Origin of the sequence: Pseudomonas pseudonitroreducens, assembly GCF_021603645.1 — a bacterium.
Classification (GTDB): Bacteria; Pseudomonadota; Gammaproteobacteria; order Pseudomonadales; family Pseudomonadaceae; genus Pseudomonas; species Pseudomonas pseudonitroreducens.
Map to the genome: position 1 here is coordinate 226,717 of NZ_BQHJ01000002.1, position 15,395 is coordinate 242,111.

Sequence of the window (15,395 nt, forward strand, 5' to 3'; positions counted from 1 at the left end):
CAGACTCCTGCGTACCGGGATATGACGATGCCCACTGCCTTTCTCCACCGCCTGCTCCGCGCCTGCGCCCTCGTGCTGGCCGTGCTCTATGCGCTGCCCGCCTTCGCCGGCCCCGCGCAGGATTTCGCCAGTGCCGACAATGACGGCCGCGCGAAACTGCTCGAACAATGGGCCGCCGCGCCCGACGCCGATCGCCTGCCCCTGCTGGAAGCCATCCAGTCCGCTCGCCTGGCCCTCGACGCGCAGGACCGCGCCTTTATCCTCGGCGACGACCAGCAGTACCACGCCGCCGAGGGTGGCGCGGGACCGGTCGGCGAGCCCGACAAACTGCGCCTGAACAACCGTCTGCGCGGCCTGGTGAATACCGCCATGGCCAGCCACCAGTTGGTCGCCGACAACCCCGAGGTGCGCCTGGACGCCGCACGGCAACTGCAGAAAAGCGCCCGCCCGGCGCAGCGCACGCTCCTCGAATACCGTCTCAACGAAGAGTCCGATGCCGGCGTCAAGGCCGCGCTGCAACTGGCCCTGGCCAACCTGCAGCTGGCCGATCCGGCGCCCGCGGTGCGCCTCTCCGCTGTGCGCCTGCTCGGCGAATCCGGCGATCCGCAGGCGCGCACCCGACTGGAAAACCTCCTCGATCCTGCCGTCGAGCCGGATGAGTCCGTCCGCACTGCCGCCGCCACCAGCCTCGGCCAGGTGAAGCGACGGCTGTTGATGGGCGACCTGTTCGGCCAGGCCTTCAGCGGCCTGTCGCTGGGTTCGATCCTGCTGCTCGCCGCGCTGGGTCTGGCAATCACCTACGGCCTGCTCGGCGTGATCAACATGGCCCACGGCGAGATGCTGATGCTCGGCGCCTACTCCACCTATGTGGTGCAGTTGCTCTGCCAGCGTTACGCGCCCGGCGTGCTGGAGCTGTACCCGTTGCTGGCCTTGCCGGTGGCCTTCCTGGTCACCGCCTGCATCGGCATGGCACTGGAGCGCACGGTGATCCGCCATCTCTACGGCCGCCCGCTGGAAACCCTGCTCGCCACCTGGGGCATCAGCCTGGTGCTGATCCAGCTGGTGCGCGTGCTGTTCGGCGCGCAGAACGTCGAGGTGGCCAACCCGGCGTGGTTGTCCGGCGGTATCCAGGTGCTACCCAACCTGGTGCTGCCGTGGAACCGCATCGTCATCATCGGCTTTGCGCTGTTCGTGCTGGCGCTCACCTGGCTGCTGCTCAACCGCACACGGCTGGGCCTGAACGTGCGCGCCGTCACCCAGAACCGCAACATGGCGGCCTGCTGCGGCGTACCCACCGGCCGCGTCGACATGCTCGCCTTCGGCCTCGGCTCGGGCATCGCCGGGCTGGGCGGTGTGGCGCTGTCGCAGGTCGGCAACGTCGGGCCGGACCTGGGCCAGAGCTACATCATCGATTCCTTCCTGGTGGTGGTGCTCGGCGGCGTCGGCCAGCTCGCCGGCAGCGTGCTGGCGGCCTTCGGCCTGGGCGTGGCGAACAAGATCCTCGAACCGCAGATCGGCGCGGTGCTGGGCAAGATCCTGATCCTCGCGCTGATCATCCTGTTCATCCAGAAACGTCCGCAGGGGCTCTTCGCTCTGAAAGGGAGGGTGATCGATTGATGAAGACTCCCATGCTCGAACTGACTGCTCTTGGTAGGAGCGAGCTTGCTCGCGAACCTGCCCAGCATCGATGCCGCCGGAAATCCCGTTCGCGAGCAAGCTCGCTCCTACAGAAAGCCGGGGAGATTGACTCGTGAACCAGCCACTCACCGTCACGGCCGCACAAAAGGCCGGCCCGAAACTCACCGCCGGCATCGTCGGCGCCGCGCTCGTCGCGCTGCTGATCCTGCCGCTGCTGCACCTGCTGCCGGAAAGCAGCGCGCTGTACCTGTCCGCTTATGGCCTGACGCTGACTGGCAAGATCCTCTGCTACGCCATCGTCGCACTGGCGCTGGACCTGGTCTGGGGCTACGCCGGCCTGCTGTCCCTCGGGCACGGGTTGTTCTTCGCCCTGGGCGGCTACGCGATGGGCATGTACCTGATGCGCGAGGCGGCCGGCGACCAGTTGCCCGCTTTCATGACCTTCCTCTCGTGGACCGAGTTGCCCTGGTACTGGGCCGGCACCCAGCACTTCCTCTGGGCACTGTGCCTGGTGGTACTGGCGCCCGGATTGCTGGCCCTGGTGTTCGGCTTCTTCGCCTTCCGCTCGCGGATCAAGGGCGTGTACTTCTCGATCATGACCCAGGCGCTGACCTTCGCCGGCATGCTGCTGTTCTTCCGCAACGAGACCGGTTTCGGCGGCAACAACGGCTTCACCAACTTCCGCAGCATCCTCGGTTTTTCGATCACCGCACCGGGCACGCGGGTGGCGCTGTTCATCGCCATCGTCGTGCTGCTGGCGGCGAGCCTGGCGATCGGCTTCGCCCTGGCGCGCAGCAAGTTCGGCCGGGTGCTCACCGCCCTGCGCGACGCGGAGAACCGCCTGATGTTCTGCGGCTACGACCCGCGCGGCTACAAGCTCTTCGTCTGGACCCTGAGCGCCGTGCTCTGCGGCCTGGCCGGCGCGCTGTTCGTGCCGCTGGTTGGCATCATCAACCCCAGCGAAATGTCGCCGACCAACTCCATCGAGGCGGCCGTGTGGGTCGCCCTCGGCGGGCGCGGCACGCTGATCGGCCCGCTACTGGGTGCGGGCGTGGTGAACGGTGCGAAGAGCTGGTTCACCGTGGCCTTCCCCGAGTACTGGCTGTTCTTCCTCGGCGCGCTGTTCATCCTCGTCACCCTGTACCTGCCGCGCGGCATCCTCGGCCTGATCAAGCGGGAGAAAGAGCAATGAGAGCGGTCCCCCACCTGATGCTGGAACCGGCCTACGATCCCAACCGTGACCCGGGCGCCAGCCGCGATGCCATCGGCCTCGGTTCCAGCGCCAGCGGCCAGCTGGACGTGCGCCACGGCACCATCCTCACCCTGGAAGACATCAACGTCAGCTTCGATGGCTTCCGCGCCCTGCGCGACCTGACGCTGTACATCGGTGTCGGCGAACTGCGCTGCATCATCGGCCCCAACGGCGCGGGCAAGACCACGCTGATGGACGTGATCACCGGCAAGACCCGCCCGGATAACGGCAAGGCCTACTTCGGCGAAACCCTCGATCTCACCCGCATGAGCGAGGTGGACATCGCCCAGGCCGGCATCGGCCGGAAGTTCCAGAAGCCCACGGTGTTCGAGGCGCTTTCGGTGTTCGAGAACCTCGAACTGGCGCAGAAGACCGACAAGTCGGTGTGGGCCAGCCTCAGGGCGAAGCTGTCCGGCGAGCAGAAGGACCGCATCGAGGAAGTACTGACGACCATCCGCCTGCGCGAGTCGCGCAACCGCCCCGCCGGGCTGCTCTCCCACGGGCAGAAGCAGTTCCTCGAGATCGGCATGCTGCTGGTGCAGGAGCCGAAACTCCTGCTGCTGGACGAACCGGTGGCGGGCATGACCGATGCCGAGACCGAGTTCACCGCCGAGCTGTTCAAGTCCCTCGCCGGCAAGCACTCGCTGATGGTGGTGGAGCACGACATGGGCTTCGTCGGCAGCATCGCCGACCACGTCAGTGTGCTGCACCAGGGACATGTGCTGGCCGAGGGTTCGCTGGAGGAAGTACAGGCGAACGAACAGGTGATCGAGGTCTATCTCGGCCGCTGACGGCTCCCGACACAGCATGGGTATCGCTGCGCTCCACCCATCCTACGGATGCACCCGCCGGAGGGTACGGCGTAGGTTGGCGTGGAGCGCAGCGATACCCAACAGCTCCCGATGCACGCCACACGTTCAGGACTGATCAAGGAACAAGCACATGCTGCAAGTCGACAAGCTCCACCAGTACTACGGCGGCAGCCACATCCTCCGTGGCCTGTCCTTCGACGCCAGGATCGGCGAGGTCACCTGCCTGCTCGGGCGCAACGGCGTGGGCAAGACCACCCTGCTGCGCTGCCTGATGGGCCTGGTGCCGGCCAAGGAAGGCAAGGTCAGTTGGGAAGGCAAGCCGATCACCGGGTTCAAGCCGCACCAGCGTGTGCACGCGGGCATCGCCTACGTGCCGCAGGGGCGGGAAATCTTTCCCCGGCTGACGGTGGAGGAGAACCTGCTGATGGGCTTGTCGCGCTTCGGCGCCAGCGAGGCCAAGACGGTGCCCGGGCACATCTACGAGCTGTTCCCTGTGCTCAGGGAAATGAAGCAGCGCCGCGGCGGCGATCTCTCCGGCGGCCAGCAGCAACAGCTGGCCATCGGCCGCGCGCTGGCCAGCAAGCCGCGCCTGCTGATCCTCGACGAACCCACCGAAGGCATCCAGCCGTCGGTGATCAAGGAGATCGGCGCGGTGATCCGCAAGCTTGCCGAACGCGACGACATGGCCATCCTGCTGGTGGAGCAGTTCTATGACTTCGCCGCCGAACTGGCCGACCAGTACCTGGTGATGTCCCGCGGGGAAATCGTCCAGCAGGGCCGCGGCGTGGACATGGAAGCCGAGGGCGTGCGAGGGCTGGTGACCATCTGAGGCGACGGCATTCTGAGCCGGTTCGCGAGCAAGCTCGCTCCTACAGGTCGGGCCTGCATGCTCCTTGTACGAGCGAGCTTGTGACCCACAGGGATGTGGGGAATGCCGTTTATCCGTAGGGAACGAATTCGGCCTCGCGAACCCAGCCCCCGAGACGACCTGTCACTGGCGCATGACGGCAGCCGGTGGCAAGCTGCTGGGCCCTGTATTCGTTTTTTCTGGAGTTCGCCATGCCCCTCGTCCTGCGTCCCGCCGTCAATGACGACGCCGGATTCGCCGCAGTCTGCGTGGCAGCCGCCTATGCCCAGTGGGTCCCCAAGCTCGGCCGCAAGCCGGGGCCGATGCTGGATGACTATCACGCCATCATCGCCGAGGACCGCGTGCTCATTGCCGAACAGGACGGTATACCCGTCGGCCTGCTGGTGATGCGCGAGACCGAGGAAGGCTTCCTCCTCGACAACATTGCCGTACTGCCCGAGTGCGCCGGCCAGGGCATCGGCCGCGGGCTGCTGATCCACGCCGAGGAAACCGCCGTGCAGTTGGGCTATCAGTCGCTGTACCTCTATACCAACGAACGCATGGTGGAGAACATCGAGCTGTACGCGAAGAACGGCTACCAGGAATACGCGCGGCGCATGGAGAACGGCTTCCGCCGGGTTTACATGCGCAAACAGCTGGGCTGAGCCGCTGCTCTCTGTAGGAGCGAGCTTGCTCGCGAACCATCGGTTTGTCCGATGGCTCCAGCGTTAGTCTGATCATCCGTTCGCGAGCAAGCTCGCTCCTACAGTCGACGCACCGACATGGTGCGCAATGGTCGATAACGCACCGCAACCGCGCCGATACCTGACCGCGCGGACAATCACCTCCGCCAGCGTCAATCCCGCGCCGCGCCTGTGCTGCACACAGCCGGGCAGTGACCACGCACTATCCTGGCGCATCCCGGCACGCTGCTTGCTCTGTCGAGTGCATCCTTCGTTTCGAAGCTGCCCATGAACGCACCGGCCACCCTCTTCCACCCCGCCTGGCATGCCGAGCTGGAGCTTGCCTACGCTCGCTTCGGCGATAGCACGCGGCCGGTCACCCGGCGGCATCTTGGCCCGTTGCGCGTGCAGAAGCACCTGTACGCGGAAGGGCCGCAGGTCTGCCAGCACATCGTCGTCCACCCGCCCGGCGGAATTGCCGGTGGTGACACGCTGAAACTCGAGATCCAGGCGGGCAAGGACAGCTGGGCGCAGCTCACCAGCCCCGGCGCGGCCAAGTGGTACCGCGCCGCCTGCCCGGCGACGCAGCGCCTGGATATTCGCGTGGCGGCAGGCGCCACGCTGGAATGGCTGCCGCAGGAAACCATCGTCTATTCCGGCGCCCAGGCGGAGCTGGCTACCGGCATCGACCTCGAGAGCGACGCCCGGCTGTTCTACTGGGACATCATCGCCCTCGGCCGCCCGGCCAGCGGCGAGCGCTTCGATCAGGGCCACTTCGCCGCCGCCCTGGATATCCGCCGCGACGGCCAGCGCCTGTGGCACGAGCGCCAGCGCGTGGACGGCGGCGACGGTCTGCTCGACTCGCCCATCGGCCTCGCCAGCCACCCGGTAATGGCCACGCTGATCGCCAGCGGGCAGATCGACGCGACGCTCATCGAAGCCTGCCGCGCCATCCCCTGCCAGGGCCGCGGCAACCTCACCCAACTGCCCGGCCTGGTGGTCGCCCGCTGCCTCGCCCATGAGGCGCTGCACGCCCGCGCCTGGCTGATCGAACTCTGGCGCCGGCTGCGACCCGCGCTGCTCGGCCGCGAGGCCGTTCCTCCCCGAATCTGGAGCACCTGAGATGGATTTGACCCCTCGCGAGAAGGACAAGCTGCTGATCTTCACCGCCGGCCTGGTTGCCGAGCGCCGCCTCGCCCGCGGGGTGAAACTCAACTATCCGGAAGCCATCGCCCTGATCTCCGCCGCGCTGCTCGAAGGCGCGCGGGATGGCCAGACGGTCGCCGAGCTGATGCACTACGGCACCACGCTGCTCACCCGCGAACAGGTGATGGAAGGCGTGGCGGAAATGATCCCCGAGATCCAGGTGGAAGCGACCTTCCCCGACGGGACCAAACTGGTCACCGTGCACCAACCCATTGCCTGATCGCGCTGCGGCGCAAAGACATTGGCGGATGAAGCGTACCGCTTCATTCGCCCTACGAAACAGAGGAACCGCCATGCTCATCCGCGACGCCAGCCAAGCCGACCTCGGCAGTCTGCGCGACATCTACAACGACGCCGTGCTCAACACCACCGCGATCTGGAACGAGATCGCCATCGACCTGGAGAACCGCCGCCAGTGGCTCGCGCTGCGTGCACAGCAAGGCTTCCCGGTGCTGGTGGCCGAGGACGGCGGTGAAGTGGTGGGCTACGCCAGCTACGGCCCGTGGCGCGCCTTCGACGGCTTTCGCGAAACCGTCGAGCACTCGGTCTACGTGCGCGCCGACCAACGCGGCAAGGGCCTCGGCCCGATCCTGATGCAGGCGCTGATCGAGCGTGCCCGCGCCCAGGGCCTGCATGTGATGGTTGCGGCCATCGAGAGCGGCAACGCGGCGTCAATTCGTCTGCACGAACGCCTCGGCTTCGCCACCACCGGGCAGATGCCACAGGTGGGCCAGAAGTTCGGTCGCTGGCTGGACCTGACCTTCATGCAATTGAACCTCGACTCACGGAGCGCTCCATGATCCCGGGCGAATACGACATCCAGGCCGGCGAGATCGAACTCAACACCGGTCGCCGCACGCTGAGCCTGACCGTGGCCAACAGCGGTGACCGGCCGATCCAGGTCGGCTCGCACTACCACTTCTTCGAGAGCAACGATGCGCTGCTGTTCGACCGCGATGCGGCGCGCGGCATGCGCCTGAACATCCCGGCCGGCACTGCGGTGCGCTTCGAGCCGGGGCAGAGCCGCGAGGTGGAGTTGGTGGAGTTGGCGGGCGAGCGGAAGGTTTATGGATTTGCAGGACGGGTGATGGGGGCGCTCTGAGAGCCCTCACCCCAACCCTCTCCCAGGGGGAGAGGGAGAAAAGCAGCGCGCCGATCAGCCCCCTCTCCCTCCGGGAGAGGGTTGGGGTGAGGGCCGAGTCAATGCAGGGACTGACCAGGGAGCCCCGATGAAGATCAGCAGACAAGCCTACGCCGACATGTTCGGCCCCACCGTCGGCGACCGCGTGCGCCTGGCCGATACCGACCTGTGGGTCGAGGTGGAAAAGGACTTCACCGTCTACGGCGAGGAAGTGAAGTTCGGCGGCGGCAAGGTCATCCGCGACGGCATGGGCCAGGGCCAGGGCTGCGCTGCGGAAGTGGTCGACACGGTGATCACCAACGCGCTGATCATCGACCACTGGGGCATCGTCAAGGCCGATGTCGGCCTCAAGCACGGGCGCATCGCCGCCATTGGCAAGGCCGGCAACCCGGACATCCAGCCCGGCGTGACCATCGCCCTGGGCGCCAGCACCGAAGTGATCGCCGGCGAAGGCATGATCCTCACCGCCGGCGGCATCGACACGCACATCCACTTCATCTGCCCGCAGCAGATCGAAGAAGCGCTGATGAGCGGCGTGACCACCATGATCGGCGGCGGCACCGGGCCGGCCACCGGCACCAACGCCACCACCTGCACCTCGGGGCCGTGGCACATGGCGCGCATGCTCCAGGCCGCCGATGCCTTCCCGATGAACATCGGCTTCACCGGCAAGGGCAACGCCAGCCTGCCGCTGCCGCTGGAGGAACAGGTGCGCGCCGGCGCCATCGGCCTGAAGCTGCACGAGGACTGGGGCACCACCCCGGCGGCGATCGACAACTGCCTGTCCGTGGCCGATCGCCTCGACGTGCAGGTGGCGATCCACACCGACACGCTCAACGAGTCCGGCTTCGTCGAAACCACCCTGGCCGCCTTCAAGGGGCGCACCATCCACACCTACCACACCGAAGGCGCCGGTGGCGGCCACGCACCGGACATCATCAAGGCCTGCGGCTTCGCCAACGTGCTGCCCAGCTCGACCAACCCGACCCGGCCCTTCACCCGCAACACCATCGACGAACACCTGGACATGCTCATGGTCTGCCATCACCTGGACCCGAGCATCGCCGAGGACGTGGCCTTCGCCGAGTCGCGAATCCGCCGCGAGACTATTGCCGCCGAGGACATCCTCCACGACCTTGGCGCCTTCAGCATGATCAGCTCCGACAGCCAGGCCATGGGCCGCGTCGGCGAGGTGATCACGCGCACCTGGCAGACCGCCGACAAGATGAAGAAGCAGCGTGGCGCGCTGGAAGGCGACGGCGCGCGCAACGACAACTTCCGCGCCAGGCGCTACATCGCCAAGTACACCATCAACCCGGCGATCACCCACGGCGTGGCCCATGAAGTGGGCTCCATCGAAGTAGGCAAACTGGCCGACCTGGTGCTCTGGCGCCCGGCCTTCTTCGGCGTGAAGCCAAGCCTGATCCTCAAGGGCGGCGCCATTGCCGCGAGCCTGATGGGCGATGCCAACGCCTCTATCCCGACGCCTCAGCCCGTGCACTACCGGCCGATGTTCGCAAGCTTTGCCGGCAGCCGCCACGCCACCTGCCTGACCTTCATCAGCCAGGCGGCGTTCGACCTCGGCGTGCACCACGAACTCGGCCTGCGCAAGGCCATCGGCGTGGTAAAGGGCTGCCGCAGCGTGCAGAAGACCGACCTGATCCACAACGCCTACCTGCCGCACATCGAGGTGGACGCGCAGAACTACCAGGTGCGCGCGGACGGGCAGTTGCTCTGGTGTGAACCGGCCGATGTGCTGCCAATGGCGCAGCGGTACTTTCTCTTCTGAAGAGCGGCTGTTCTGATGGAGTCCCTCGACGAGGCACGCCCGCGTACCGAGCGCAATGCCCGGTACGCGAATGTCCATTGCCATATATCAAGCTTTTCCCGATCCCTCCCGCCGCAGTACCCCGATTAAGACTCGTCTTATTCGGCCAACTGAACACCCGCTGAACAATGAGCCCACTGACCCCGCGCGCCCCCTCCGCTGCGGGTCGGGCAGGGCTCTGAAGTCCGGAACCCTGCCCTCCCCCTGCCTGACGCGATCAGGCGCCATCTCCCGGTGCAGGAAGGATCCGCTCTTGGAAGCCCAAGCTTCCGATCTTCAGCCAGTGAACGGCTCCTAGCGCCGGAATACGCATTCGCTCACCGAGTGAGCGGGCGCAAGGAGGATTGCAATGCGTTTCAAGAAAACCCTGCTGGCGACCCATGTCGCCCTCGCCATCGCCCTGGCTGGGCAGATCGGCACGGCCAGCGCCACCTGCACAACCAGCGGCGATGGAAAGACGTACACCTGTGACGAAACCCTCTGGTGGGGTCTCGACAGCGCCGTGGAAAGCGTCCATGTCGATACCGGTAATGCACGCGGCAGCATGGGCCCCATGGCTGGCTTTGCCATGTACGGCAACGGCTCGACCTGGAACCTCAAGGAAGCGACGCTGATGACCGGCACCACCTCGGGCCTGCTCAGTGGCTACAAGGCCGATGCCATCCAGGCCAACATCGGCACCAACAACATATCCATCGACAAGCTGACGATCGTCACCAAGGGCTCATCGGCAGACGGCATCAACGTCACCGAGAACGCTTTCAACTCCACGGTCACCATCGGCGACAACGCCAGCATCACCACATCCGGCATGGGCGTGCGGGCCAATACCTCCAAGAATGGCGGCACCAACCGCATTCTCCTGGGCAAGGATGCGGTGATCAGCACCAGCGGCAGTGGCAGCAATGGCACTGACGGCAACGGCTATGCGGTCTACGCCGGTAACCGTGACAGCGAAGCATCGCTGTACAAAGGCGATGCCGAAGTTCGCATCGACGACGGCAGCACCATCAGCACGTCCGGCTCGGCGGCCCACGCCGTGTTCGCCAACCGCGGCGGAGAAATTCACCTGGGCAGCACCGACATCACCACCGGCAGGAATAACGCCTACGGCATCTACGCGCAAACGCTGGAAGACTTCAACGGCATGCGCGGTGGCAAGGTCCATCTTTACGGCGATACCAAGGTCACCGTCACCGACGGCAACCGCGCCATGGCAGCCAACGGAGCGGACTCCAGCATCGTCTCGGAGAACGCCGCGATCTACTTGATCGACAGCAGCGCGGCAGACGATCTCGCCAACCGCAAGGGAGCCGCCCTGTACGCCGAGAATCTCGGCAAGCTGGACCTGAAAATGGCCGCCGGCTCCTACCTCAACGGCACCACCAGCACCGCCACCGATGGCGTGATCGACCTGGCCATGGACGGCGCCGCCAGCCAGTGGTTCATGACCGGCAATTCCAACCTCACCAACCTGACGCTCACCAACGGCGCACAGCTGGTCTACGACCGCCACGACGAACACGGCGCGTACACCTACAAGACCCTCACCGTGGATGGCGACTTCAGCGGCGGCGGCCATCTGCTGATGAACACCTACCTGGGTGACGACGCCTCGGAAACCGACAAGCTGGCCATCGCCGGCAGTACCTCGGGCGAGACCCGCGTCACGGTCAACAACACCACCGGGCTGGGCGACGAAACCGAACAGGGGATCGAGATGATCACCGTCGGCGGCACCTCCGCGGGCGAGTTCAAGTCCGACCGCGTCACTGCTGGCGGCTATGAATACGTGTTGCGCCGCGGCGGCAGCTTCGTCGGCTCCACCGGTTCGGACAGCGACTGGTACCTGACCTCGTATAAGCCGACCGATCCCGACCCGGAGGATCCGCCGCCCGTTGACCCGCCGCCGGTTGATCCTCCACCGGTTGATCCGCCGCCAGTTGATCCGCCACCAGTCGACCCGCCGGGCCCGGTCGATCCGACCCCGGAAGACCCCGATCCGGTCGATCCCGCGCCGGAGCAACCAGGCCCCGTGGACCCAGCGCCGAAGCCCAGTGACAAGGACCGTGTACGTCAGCCCGAAGGCGGCAGCTATACGGCCAACATCGCGGCGGCCAACACCATGTTCCTGCACCGTCTGCATGACCGCACCGGCAACCTGACCTACGTCGATCCGGATACCGGCAAGGAAGTCACTTCCATGCTCTGGATGCGCAACGTCGATGGCTCGACCCGCTGGGAAGACAGCACCGGCCAGCTCAAGACCGAAGCCAACCGCTATGTCCTGCAGATCGGCAGCGACCTGTACCGCAAGCAGACTGATAACGGCGACTGGGTACTGGGTGTGATGGCCGGCTACGCCAACGGCAACTCGACCACCAAGTCGCGCGTCACCGGCTACCGTTCGCGCGGCGAGATCGATGGCTACAGCCTGGGCGTCTATGGCACCTGGTACGAGAACAGGGACGATGAGAACGGCGCCTATGTCGACAGCTGGATTCTCTACAACGAATTCGATGCCGATGTGAAAGGCGACCAGTTGGCCAAGGAGAGCTACGACCTCAAGGGCATCACCGCGTCCATCGAGGCCGGCAAGACCTTCGAAGTGGCGAAGACCGAGAGCGCCAGCTACTACGTGCAGCCCCAGGCGCAGGTGGTGTACATGGGCGTGAAGGCTGACAGCCACCGCGAGGCCAATGGCACCAAGGTCACCGGCAAGGGCGACGGCAATGTCATGACCCGCCTGGGCGCCCGCGCTGCGGTGCGTAGCAACCAGGAAGGCGGCTTCGCCAACACCTATGGTGTGGAGCCGTACCTGGAGACCAACTGGATCCACAACTCCAAGGACTTCGGCGCGAAGATGGGCAGCAGCAAGTTCGAGATGGACGGCGCCAGCGACATCTTCGAAGTCAAGCTCGGCGCCACCAGCAAGGTGAACAGCCGGGTCAATGTCTGGGGTGAAGTGGGCAAGCAGTTCGGCGACAACGGTTACCGCGACCAGGCGGTGACCCTGGGGCTGAAGGTCAACTTCTGATCCCGCGCTGAACGAGGGCCGTCGCACGGAAGTGCGGCGGCCCTTTTTTGCGTCCCGGTACCACCCTGGAAACACCTGACATTTCGATCAGCTTTCATCCGTCGGCCAAGTCTTACAGCTCTGCTGCTATGCTTTGCTGTTCGAAGAATCAGGTGGACCAGCGATGACGGCGATGACTCCGCAAACCAACGACCGCACGGGCATTTCGCCCGCTCTGGCCGCGTTGCGCGCCGCCACCCATGCCCTGCATGCCGACCTCGACAGGCGCTCGCCACTGGCTGCCGCGCTGAGCCACGCCGACTACCTCGACCATGCCGCCCGCGTGCTCGGCTGGATGCGTCCGCTGGAACAGGCACTCTGGCCGCTCTGGCCGGACGCCGAAGATGCAGCCCTGCGCCAGGGCAAGAGCCGCTGGCTGGAAGCCGACCTGCGGGCCGGCGCCCATGCCGAACAGTCCGCTGCCGACTGCCCTTACGTGGCAAAGCCGACCCACCTGGCCGAAGCCTTCGGCATCGCCTACGTCGCCGAAGGCGCGACCCTCGGCGGCCGCGTGCTTTACAAACGCCTCAAGGCCGTTCTCGAGCCCCTGCCGCTGCGCTGGCTGCAAGGCTACGGCGAATATACGGGCGAACGCTGGGGCGCATTCCAGCGCCTGCTGGCCGAGCACGTCAGCACCGCCGAAGACATCGCCCTCGCGCAGCGCGCCGCCGTGCAGGCCTTCACGTCGTTCCGCAACTGGGTACTCGACGCCACACCGAACCGGACAGGCCCGGCATGAGCAAACAGCCCGTCACCCTCGCCAACTGCGAGGACGAACCCATCCATGTGCCCGGCGCGATCCAGCCCCACGGCGCGCTGATCGCACTCGACGAGCAGGGCCGCGTACTCGGCTTCAGCGACAACCTCGGCACCCTGCTGGGCATCGCCCCGCCGCTGGGTGAACCGCTGGCCGAAGCCTGCGTCGGCCACGGCGTGCTGGCGATGCTCGCGGAAGGGCTGGCCGAGCAAGGCCCCTGGGTCAACAGCGTGGAAGCACGGATCAACCGGCGCTTCTTCGACGTGATCGGCCACAGCCACGACGGCGTGCGTTACCTGGAGTTCGAACGGCGCGCGGCCGGCACCGCCTCGTTCACCACCTTCGCCCTCAACGCCCAGCGCCTGGTCAGCCAGCTGCAACTGCGCAACGACGTCGAGAGCCTGCTGGTCAGCGTCACCGAGGAAGTGCGGCGGATGACCGGTTACGACCGCGTCATGGCCTACCGCTTCAATGAAGACGACTCCGGTGAAGTCGTCGCCGAATCACGCCGCGAGGACCTGGAAAGCTACCTCGGCCAGCGCTACCCGGCGTCGGACATTCCCGCCCAGGCGCGGCGCCTGTACCTGCAGAACCCGGTGCGGCTGATCGGTGACGCGGCCTACCAGCCGGTGGCCGTGCGCCCCACGCTGAACCCGCACAGCGGCAAGCCGTTCGACCTGAGCTTCAGCACCCTGCGCAGCGTCTCGCCGATCCACTGCGAGTACCTGGCGAACTTGGGCGTGCGCGCCTCGATGAGCATTTCCATCGTGGTCGCCGGGCGCCTCTGGGGGCTGTTCTCCTGCCACCACATGAGCCCGAAGGTGGTGCCCTACCCGATCCGCATGTCCTTCCAGGTGTTCTCCCAGGTGTGCAGCGCCATGGTCGAGCGCCTGGAGCAGAGCCGCACCAGCGAACTGCTGCGCCAAGCCTCCGAACGCCAGCAGGCGCTGCTGCGCCGCGCCCGCGATTCCGACGACCTGCTCAGCGCCCTGTCGCGCCCCGGCGCCAGCGTCGCCGACCTGCTGCCGTGCGACGGCGCAGTGGTGATGCTCGGCGGCCGCGCCAGCAGCATCGGTGGCGACTTCGAGGCCCTCGCGGTGGCCATGGTCGCCCAGTTGCAACAGGACGACGAGCTGGACCTGTTCCACAGCGACCGCCGCCTGGAACTGCCCGACGGCCCCCACGACACCCGCTACTGCGGCGTCATGGCGATCCGTTTCCACCGCCAGGAGTCGGGCTGGATCGTCTGGCTGCGCCTGGAGCAGGTGCACCGCATCCGCTGGGGCGGCAAGCCGGAAAAGATCGTCAAGACCGGCCCTTCCGGCCCGCGCCTGACCCCGCGCGGCTCGTTCGAAGCCTGGGAGGAGGTCGTGCGCGGGCGCTCCATGCCCTGGACCGGCATCGATCTGAACATTGCCGAAAAACTGCGCATGGAGCTGGTGGAGCTGTGCCTGAACCGCGCGGGCGAGATCGACCGCATGCGCCAGCGCCTGATCGCCGTGCTCGGCCACGACCTGCGCAACCCGCTGCAATCGATTTCCATGGCGGCGGCGATGCTCTCCTCCAGCGACGTGCGCAACGCCGAGTTGCGCCAGCACATCACCTATTCCAGCAGCCGCATGGAGCGGCTGATCAGCCAGATTCTGGAGATGAGTCGCCTGCAGAGCGGCGCGGGGATGACGGTGAAGCCGGTCGCCGCCGAACTGTCGCGACTGGTGCGCGACATCGTCCAGGAAACCGACGTGGCCTATCCTGGCCTCTCCATCGAGACCGCCATCGAGGATGGCCTGCACGCACAGGTCGACCCGGACCGCTACCTGCAGGTGGTCGCCAACCTGCTGAGCAACGCTCGCCATCATGGCCGCCCGGGCCGTCCGGTGCTGGTGGAGCTGCGTCGCCAGGGCGAGCTGGCGCGCCTGAGCATCCTCAACGAAGCCGAGGCGCTGGACGACGCGCGCATCGCCAACCTGTTCGAACCGTTCAAGCAGGACGCCGGCGGCCATGGCCGCAACAAGAGCGGGCTGGGCATCGGCCTGTACATTTCCCAGGCCATCGTCAGTGCCCATGACGGCCGCATCGAAGTGGAACAGGCCGACGGCATCATTACCTTCAGCGTGCTGGTACCGCTCAGGCCAACACCCTGACAGCGGAAAGC

Annotated in this window: 13 protein-coding genes; all 13 read left to right on the forward strand. The window is 66.4% G+C overall.

Annotation, left to right across the window (positions count from 1 at the left end; genetic code table 11):
* The first annotated feature begins 27 nt into the window (after positions 1–27).
* The gene (gene urtB, locus L6D89_RS05225; RefSeq protein ID WP_236198987.1) at positions 28–1,617 is read left to right on the forward strand and encodes an urea ABC transporter permease subunit UrtB; all 1,590 of its coding nucleotides are present in this window, start codon (positions 28–30) and stop codon (positions 1,615–1,617) included.
* A gap of 133 nt (positions 1,618–1,750) precedes the next feature.
* The gene (gene urtC / locus L6D89_RS05230; protein WP_236198988.1) at positions 1,751–2,830 is read left to right on the forward strand and encodes an urea ABC transporter permease subunit UrtC; all 1,080 of its coding nucleotides are present in this window, start codon (positions 1,751–1,753) and stop codon (positions 2,828–2,830) included.
* The gene (urtD, locus tag L6D89_RS05235) at positions 2,827–3,681 is read left to right on the forward strand and encodes an urea ABC transporter ATP-binding protein UrtD (protein ID WP_236198989.1); all 855 of its coding nucleotides are present in this window, start codon (positions 2,827–2,829) and stop codon (positions 3,679–3,681) included. The genes urtC and urtD overlap by 4 nt, the downstream gene beginning before the upstream one ends.
* 151 nt (positions 3,682–3,832) lie before the next feature.
* The gene (gene urtE / locus L6D89_RS05240; protein ID WP_236198990.1) at positions 3,833–4,531 is read left to right on the forward strand and encodes an urea ABC transporter ATP-binding subunit UrtE; all 699 of its coding nucleotides are present in this window, start codon (positions 3,833–3,835) and stop codon (positions 4,529–4,531) included.
* Positions 4,532–4,761: 230 nt separating this feature from the next.
* Positions 4,762–5,214: a GNAT family N-acetyltransferase gene (locus L6D89_RS05245; protein ID WP_236198991.1), complete on the forward strand. Its 453-nt coding sequence runs from the start codon at positions 4,762–4,764 to the stop codon at positions 5,212–5,214.
* A gap of 306 nt (positions 5,215–5,520) precedes the next feature.
* Positions 5,521–6,354: an urease accessory protein UreD gene (locus tag L6D89_RS05250; RefSeq protein WP_236198992.1), complete on the forward strand. Its 834-nt coding sequence runs from the start codon at positions 5,521–5,523 to the stop codon at positions 6,352–6,354.
* Position 6,355: 1 nt separating this feature from the next.
* Positions 6,356–6,658: an urease subunit gamma gene (gene ureA, locus L6D89_RS05255; RefSeq protein WP_236171350.1), complete on the forward strand. Its 303-nt coding sequence runs from the start codon at positions 6,356–6,358 to the stop codon at positions 6,656–6,658.
* Positions 6,659–6,731: 73 nt separating this feature from the next.
* A complete protein-coding gene (locus L6D89_RS05260) occupies positions 6,732–7,238 on the forward strand; it encodes a GNAT family N-acetyltransferase (protein ID WP_236198993.1) in 507 nt (168 codons plus the stop codon).
* On the forward strand, positions 7,235–7,540 hold the full coding sequence (locus tag L6D89_RS05265; protein WP_236198994.1) for an urease subunit beta: 306 nt from the start codon (positions 7,235–7,237) through the stop codon (positions 7,538–7,540). Before L6D89_RS05260 ends, L6D89_RS05265 begins: the two co-directional genes overlap by 4 nt.
* Before the next feature lie 127 nt (positions 7,541–7,667).
* Complete coding sequence (ureC, locus tag L6D89_RS05270) at positions 7,668–9,368, forward strand: urease subunit alpha (RefSeq protein WP_236171347.1); 1,701 nt, start codon at positions 7,668–7,670, stop codon at positions 9,366–9,368.
* A gap of 388 nt (positions 9,369–9,756) precedes the next feature.
* Entirely contained in the window at positions 9,757–12,444 is a 2,688-nt protein-coding gene (locus tag L6D89_RS05275; protein WP_236198995.1) for an autotransporter outer membrane beta-barrel domain-containing protein, read from the forward strand.
* Between the two features lie 172 nt (positions 12,445–12,616).
* Complete coding sequence (locus L6D89_RS05280; RefSeq protein WP_236199281.1) at positions 12,617–13,222, forward strand: biliverdin-producing heme oxygenase; 606 nt, start codon at positions 12,617–12,619, stop codon at positions 13,220–13,222.
* Positions 13,219–15,384 carry a GAF domain-containing protein gene (locus L6D89_RS05285; RefSeq protein ID WP_236198996.1) on the forward strand — a complete coding sequence of 722 codons (2,166 nt, stop codon included), beginning with the start codon at positions 13,219–13,221 and terminating at the stop codon, positions 15,382–15,384. The genes L6D89_RS05280 and L6D89_RS05285 overlap by 4 nt, the downstream gene beginning before the upstream one ends.
* Positions 15,385–15,395 lie beyond the last annotated feature (11 nt).

What these genes read in the sequence shown, in the direction of transcription:
- L6D89_RS05250 (WP_236198992.1), top strand. Translation starts at nt 5,521, where the DNA reads ATGAACGCACCGGCCACCCTCTTCCACCCCGCCTGGCATGCCGAGCTG.
- L6D89_RS05265 (WP_236198994.1), top strand. Translation starts at nt 7,235, where the DNA reads ATGATCCCGGGCGAATACGACATCCAGGCCGGCGAGATCGAACTCAAC.
- urtD (WP_236198989.1), top strand. Translation starts at nt 2,827, where the DNA reads ATGAGAGCGGTCCCCCACCTGATGCTGGAACCGGCCTACGATCCCAAC.
- L6D89_RS05245 (WP_236198991.1), top strand. Translation starts at nt 4,762, where the DNA reads ATGCCCCTCGTCCTGCGTCCCGCCGTCAATGACGACGCCGGATTCGCC.
- urtE (WP_236198990.1), top strand. Translation starts at nt 3,833, where the DNA reads ATGCTGCAAGTCGACAAGCTCCACCAGTACTACGGCGGCAGCCACATC.
- L6D89_RS05275 (WP_236198995.1), top strand. Translation starts at nt 9,757, where the DNA reads ATGCGTTTCAAGAAAACCCTGCTGGCGACCCATGTCGCCCTCGCCATC.
- L6D89_RS05280 (WP_236199281.1), top strand. Translation starts at nt 12,617, where the DNA reads ATGACTCCGCAAACCAACGACCGCACGGGCATTTCGCCCGCTCTGGCC.
- L6D89_RS05260 (WP_236198993.1), top strand. Translation starts at nt 6,732, where the DNA reads ATGCTCATCCGCGACGCCAGCCAAGCCGACCTCGGCAGTCTGCGCGAC.
- urtB (WP_236198987.1), top strand. Translation starts at nt 28, where the DNA reads ATGCCCACTGCCTTTCTCCACCGCCTGCTCCGCGCCTGCGCCCTCGTG.
- ureC (WP_236171347.1), top strand. Translation starts at nt 7,668, where the DNA reads ATGAAGATCAGCAGACAAGCCTACGCCGACATGTTCGGCCCCACCGTC.
- L6D89_RS05285 (WP_236198996.1), top strand. Translation starts at nt 13,219, where the DNA reads ATGAGCAAACAGCCCGTCACCCTCGCCAACTGCGAGGACGAACCCATC.
- ureA (WP_236171350.1), top strand. Translation starts at nt 6,356, where the DNA reads ATGGATTTGACCCCTCGCGAGAAGGACAAGCTGCTGATCTTCACCGCC.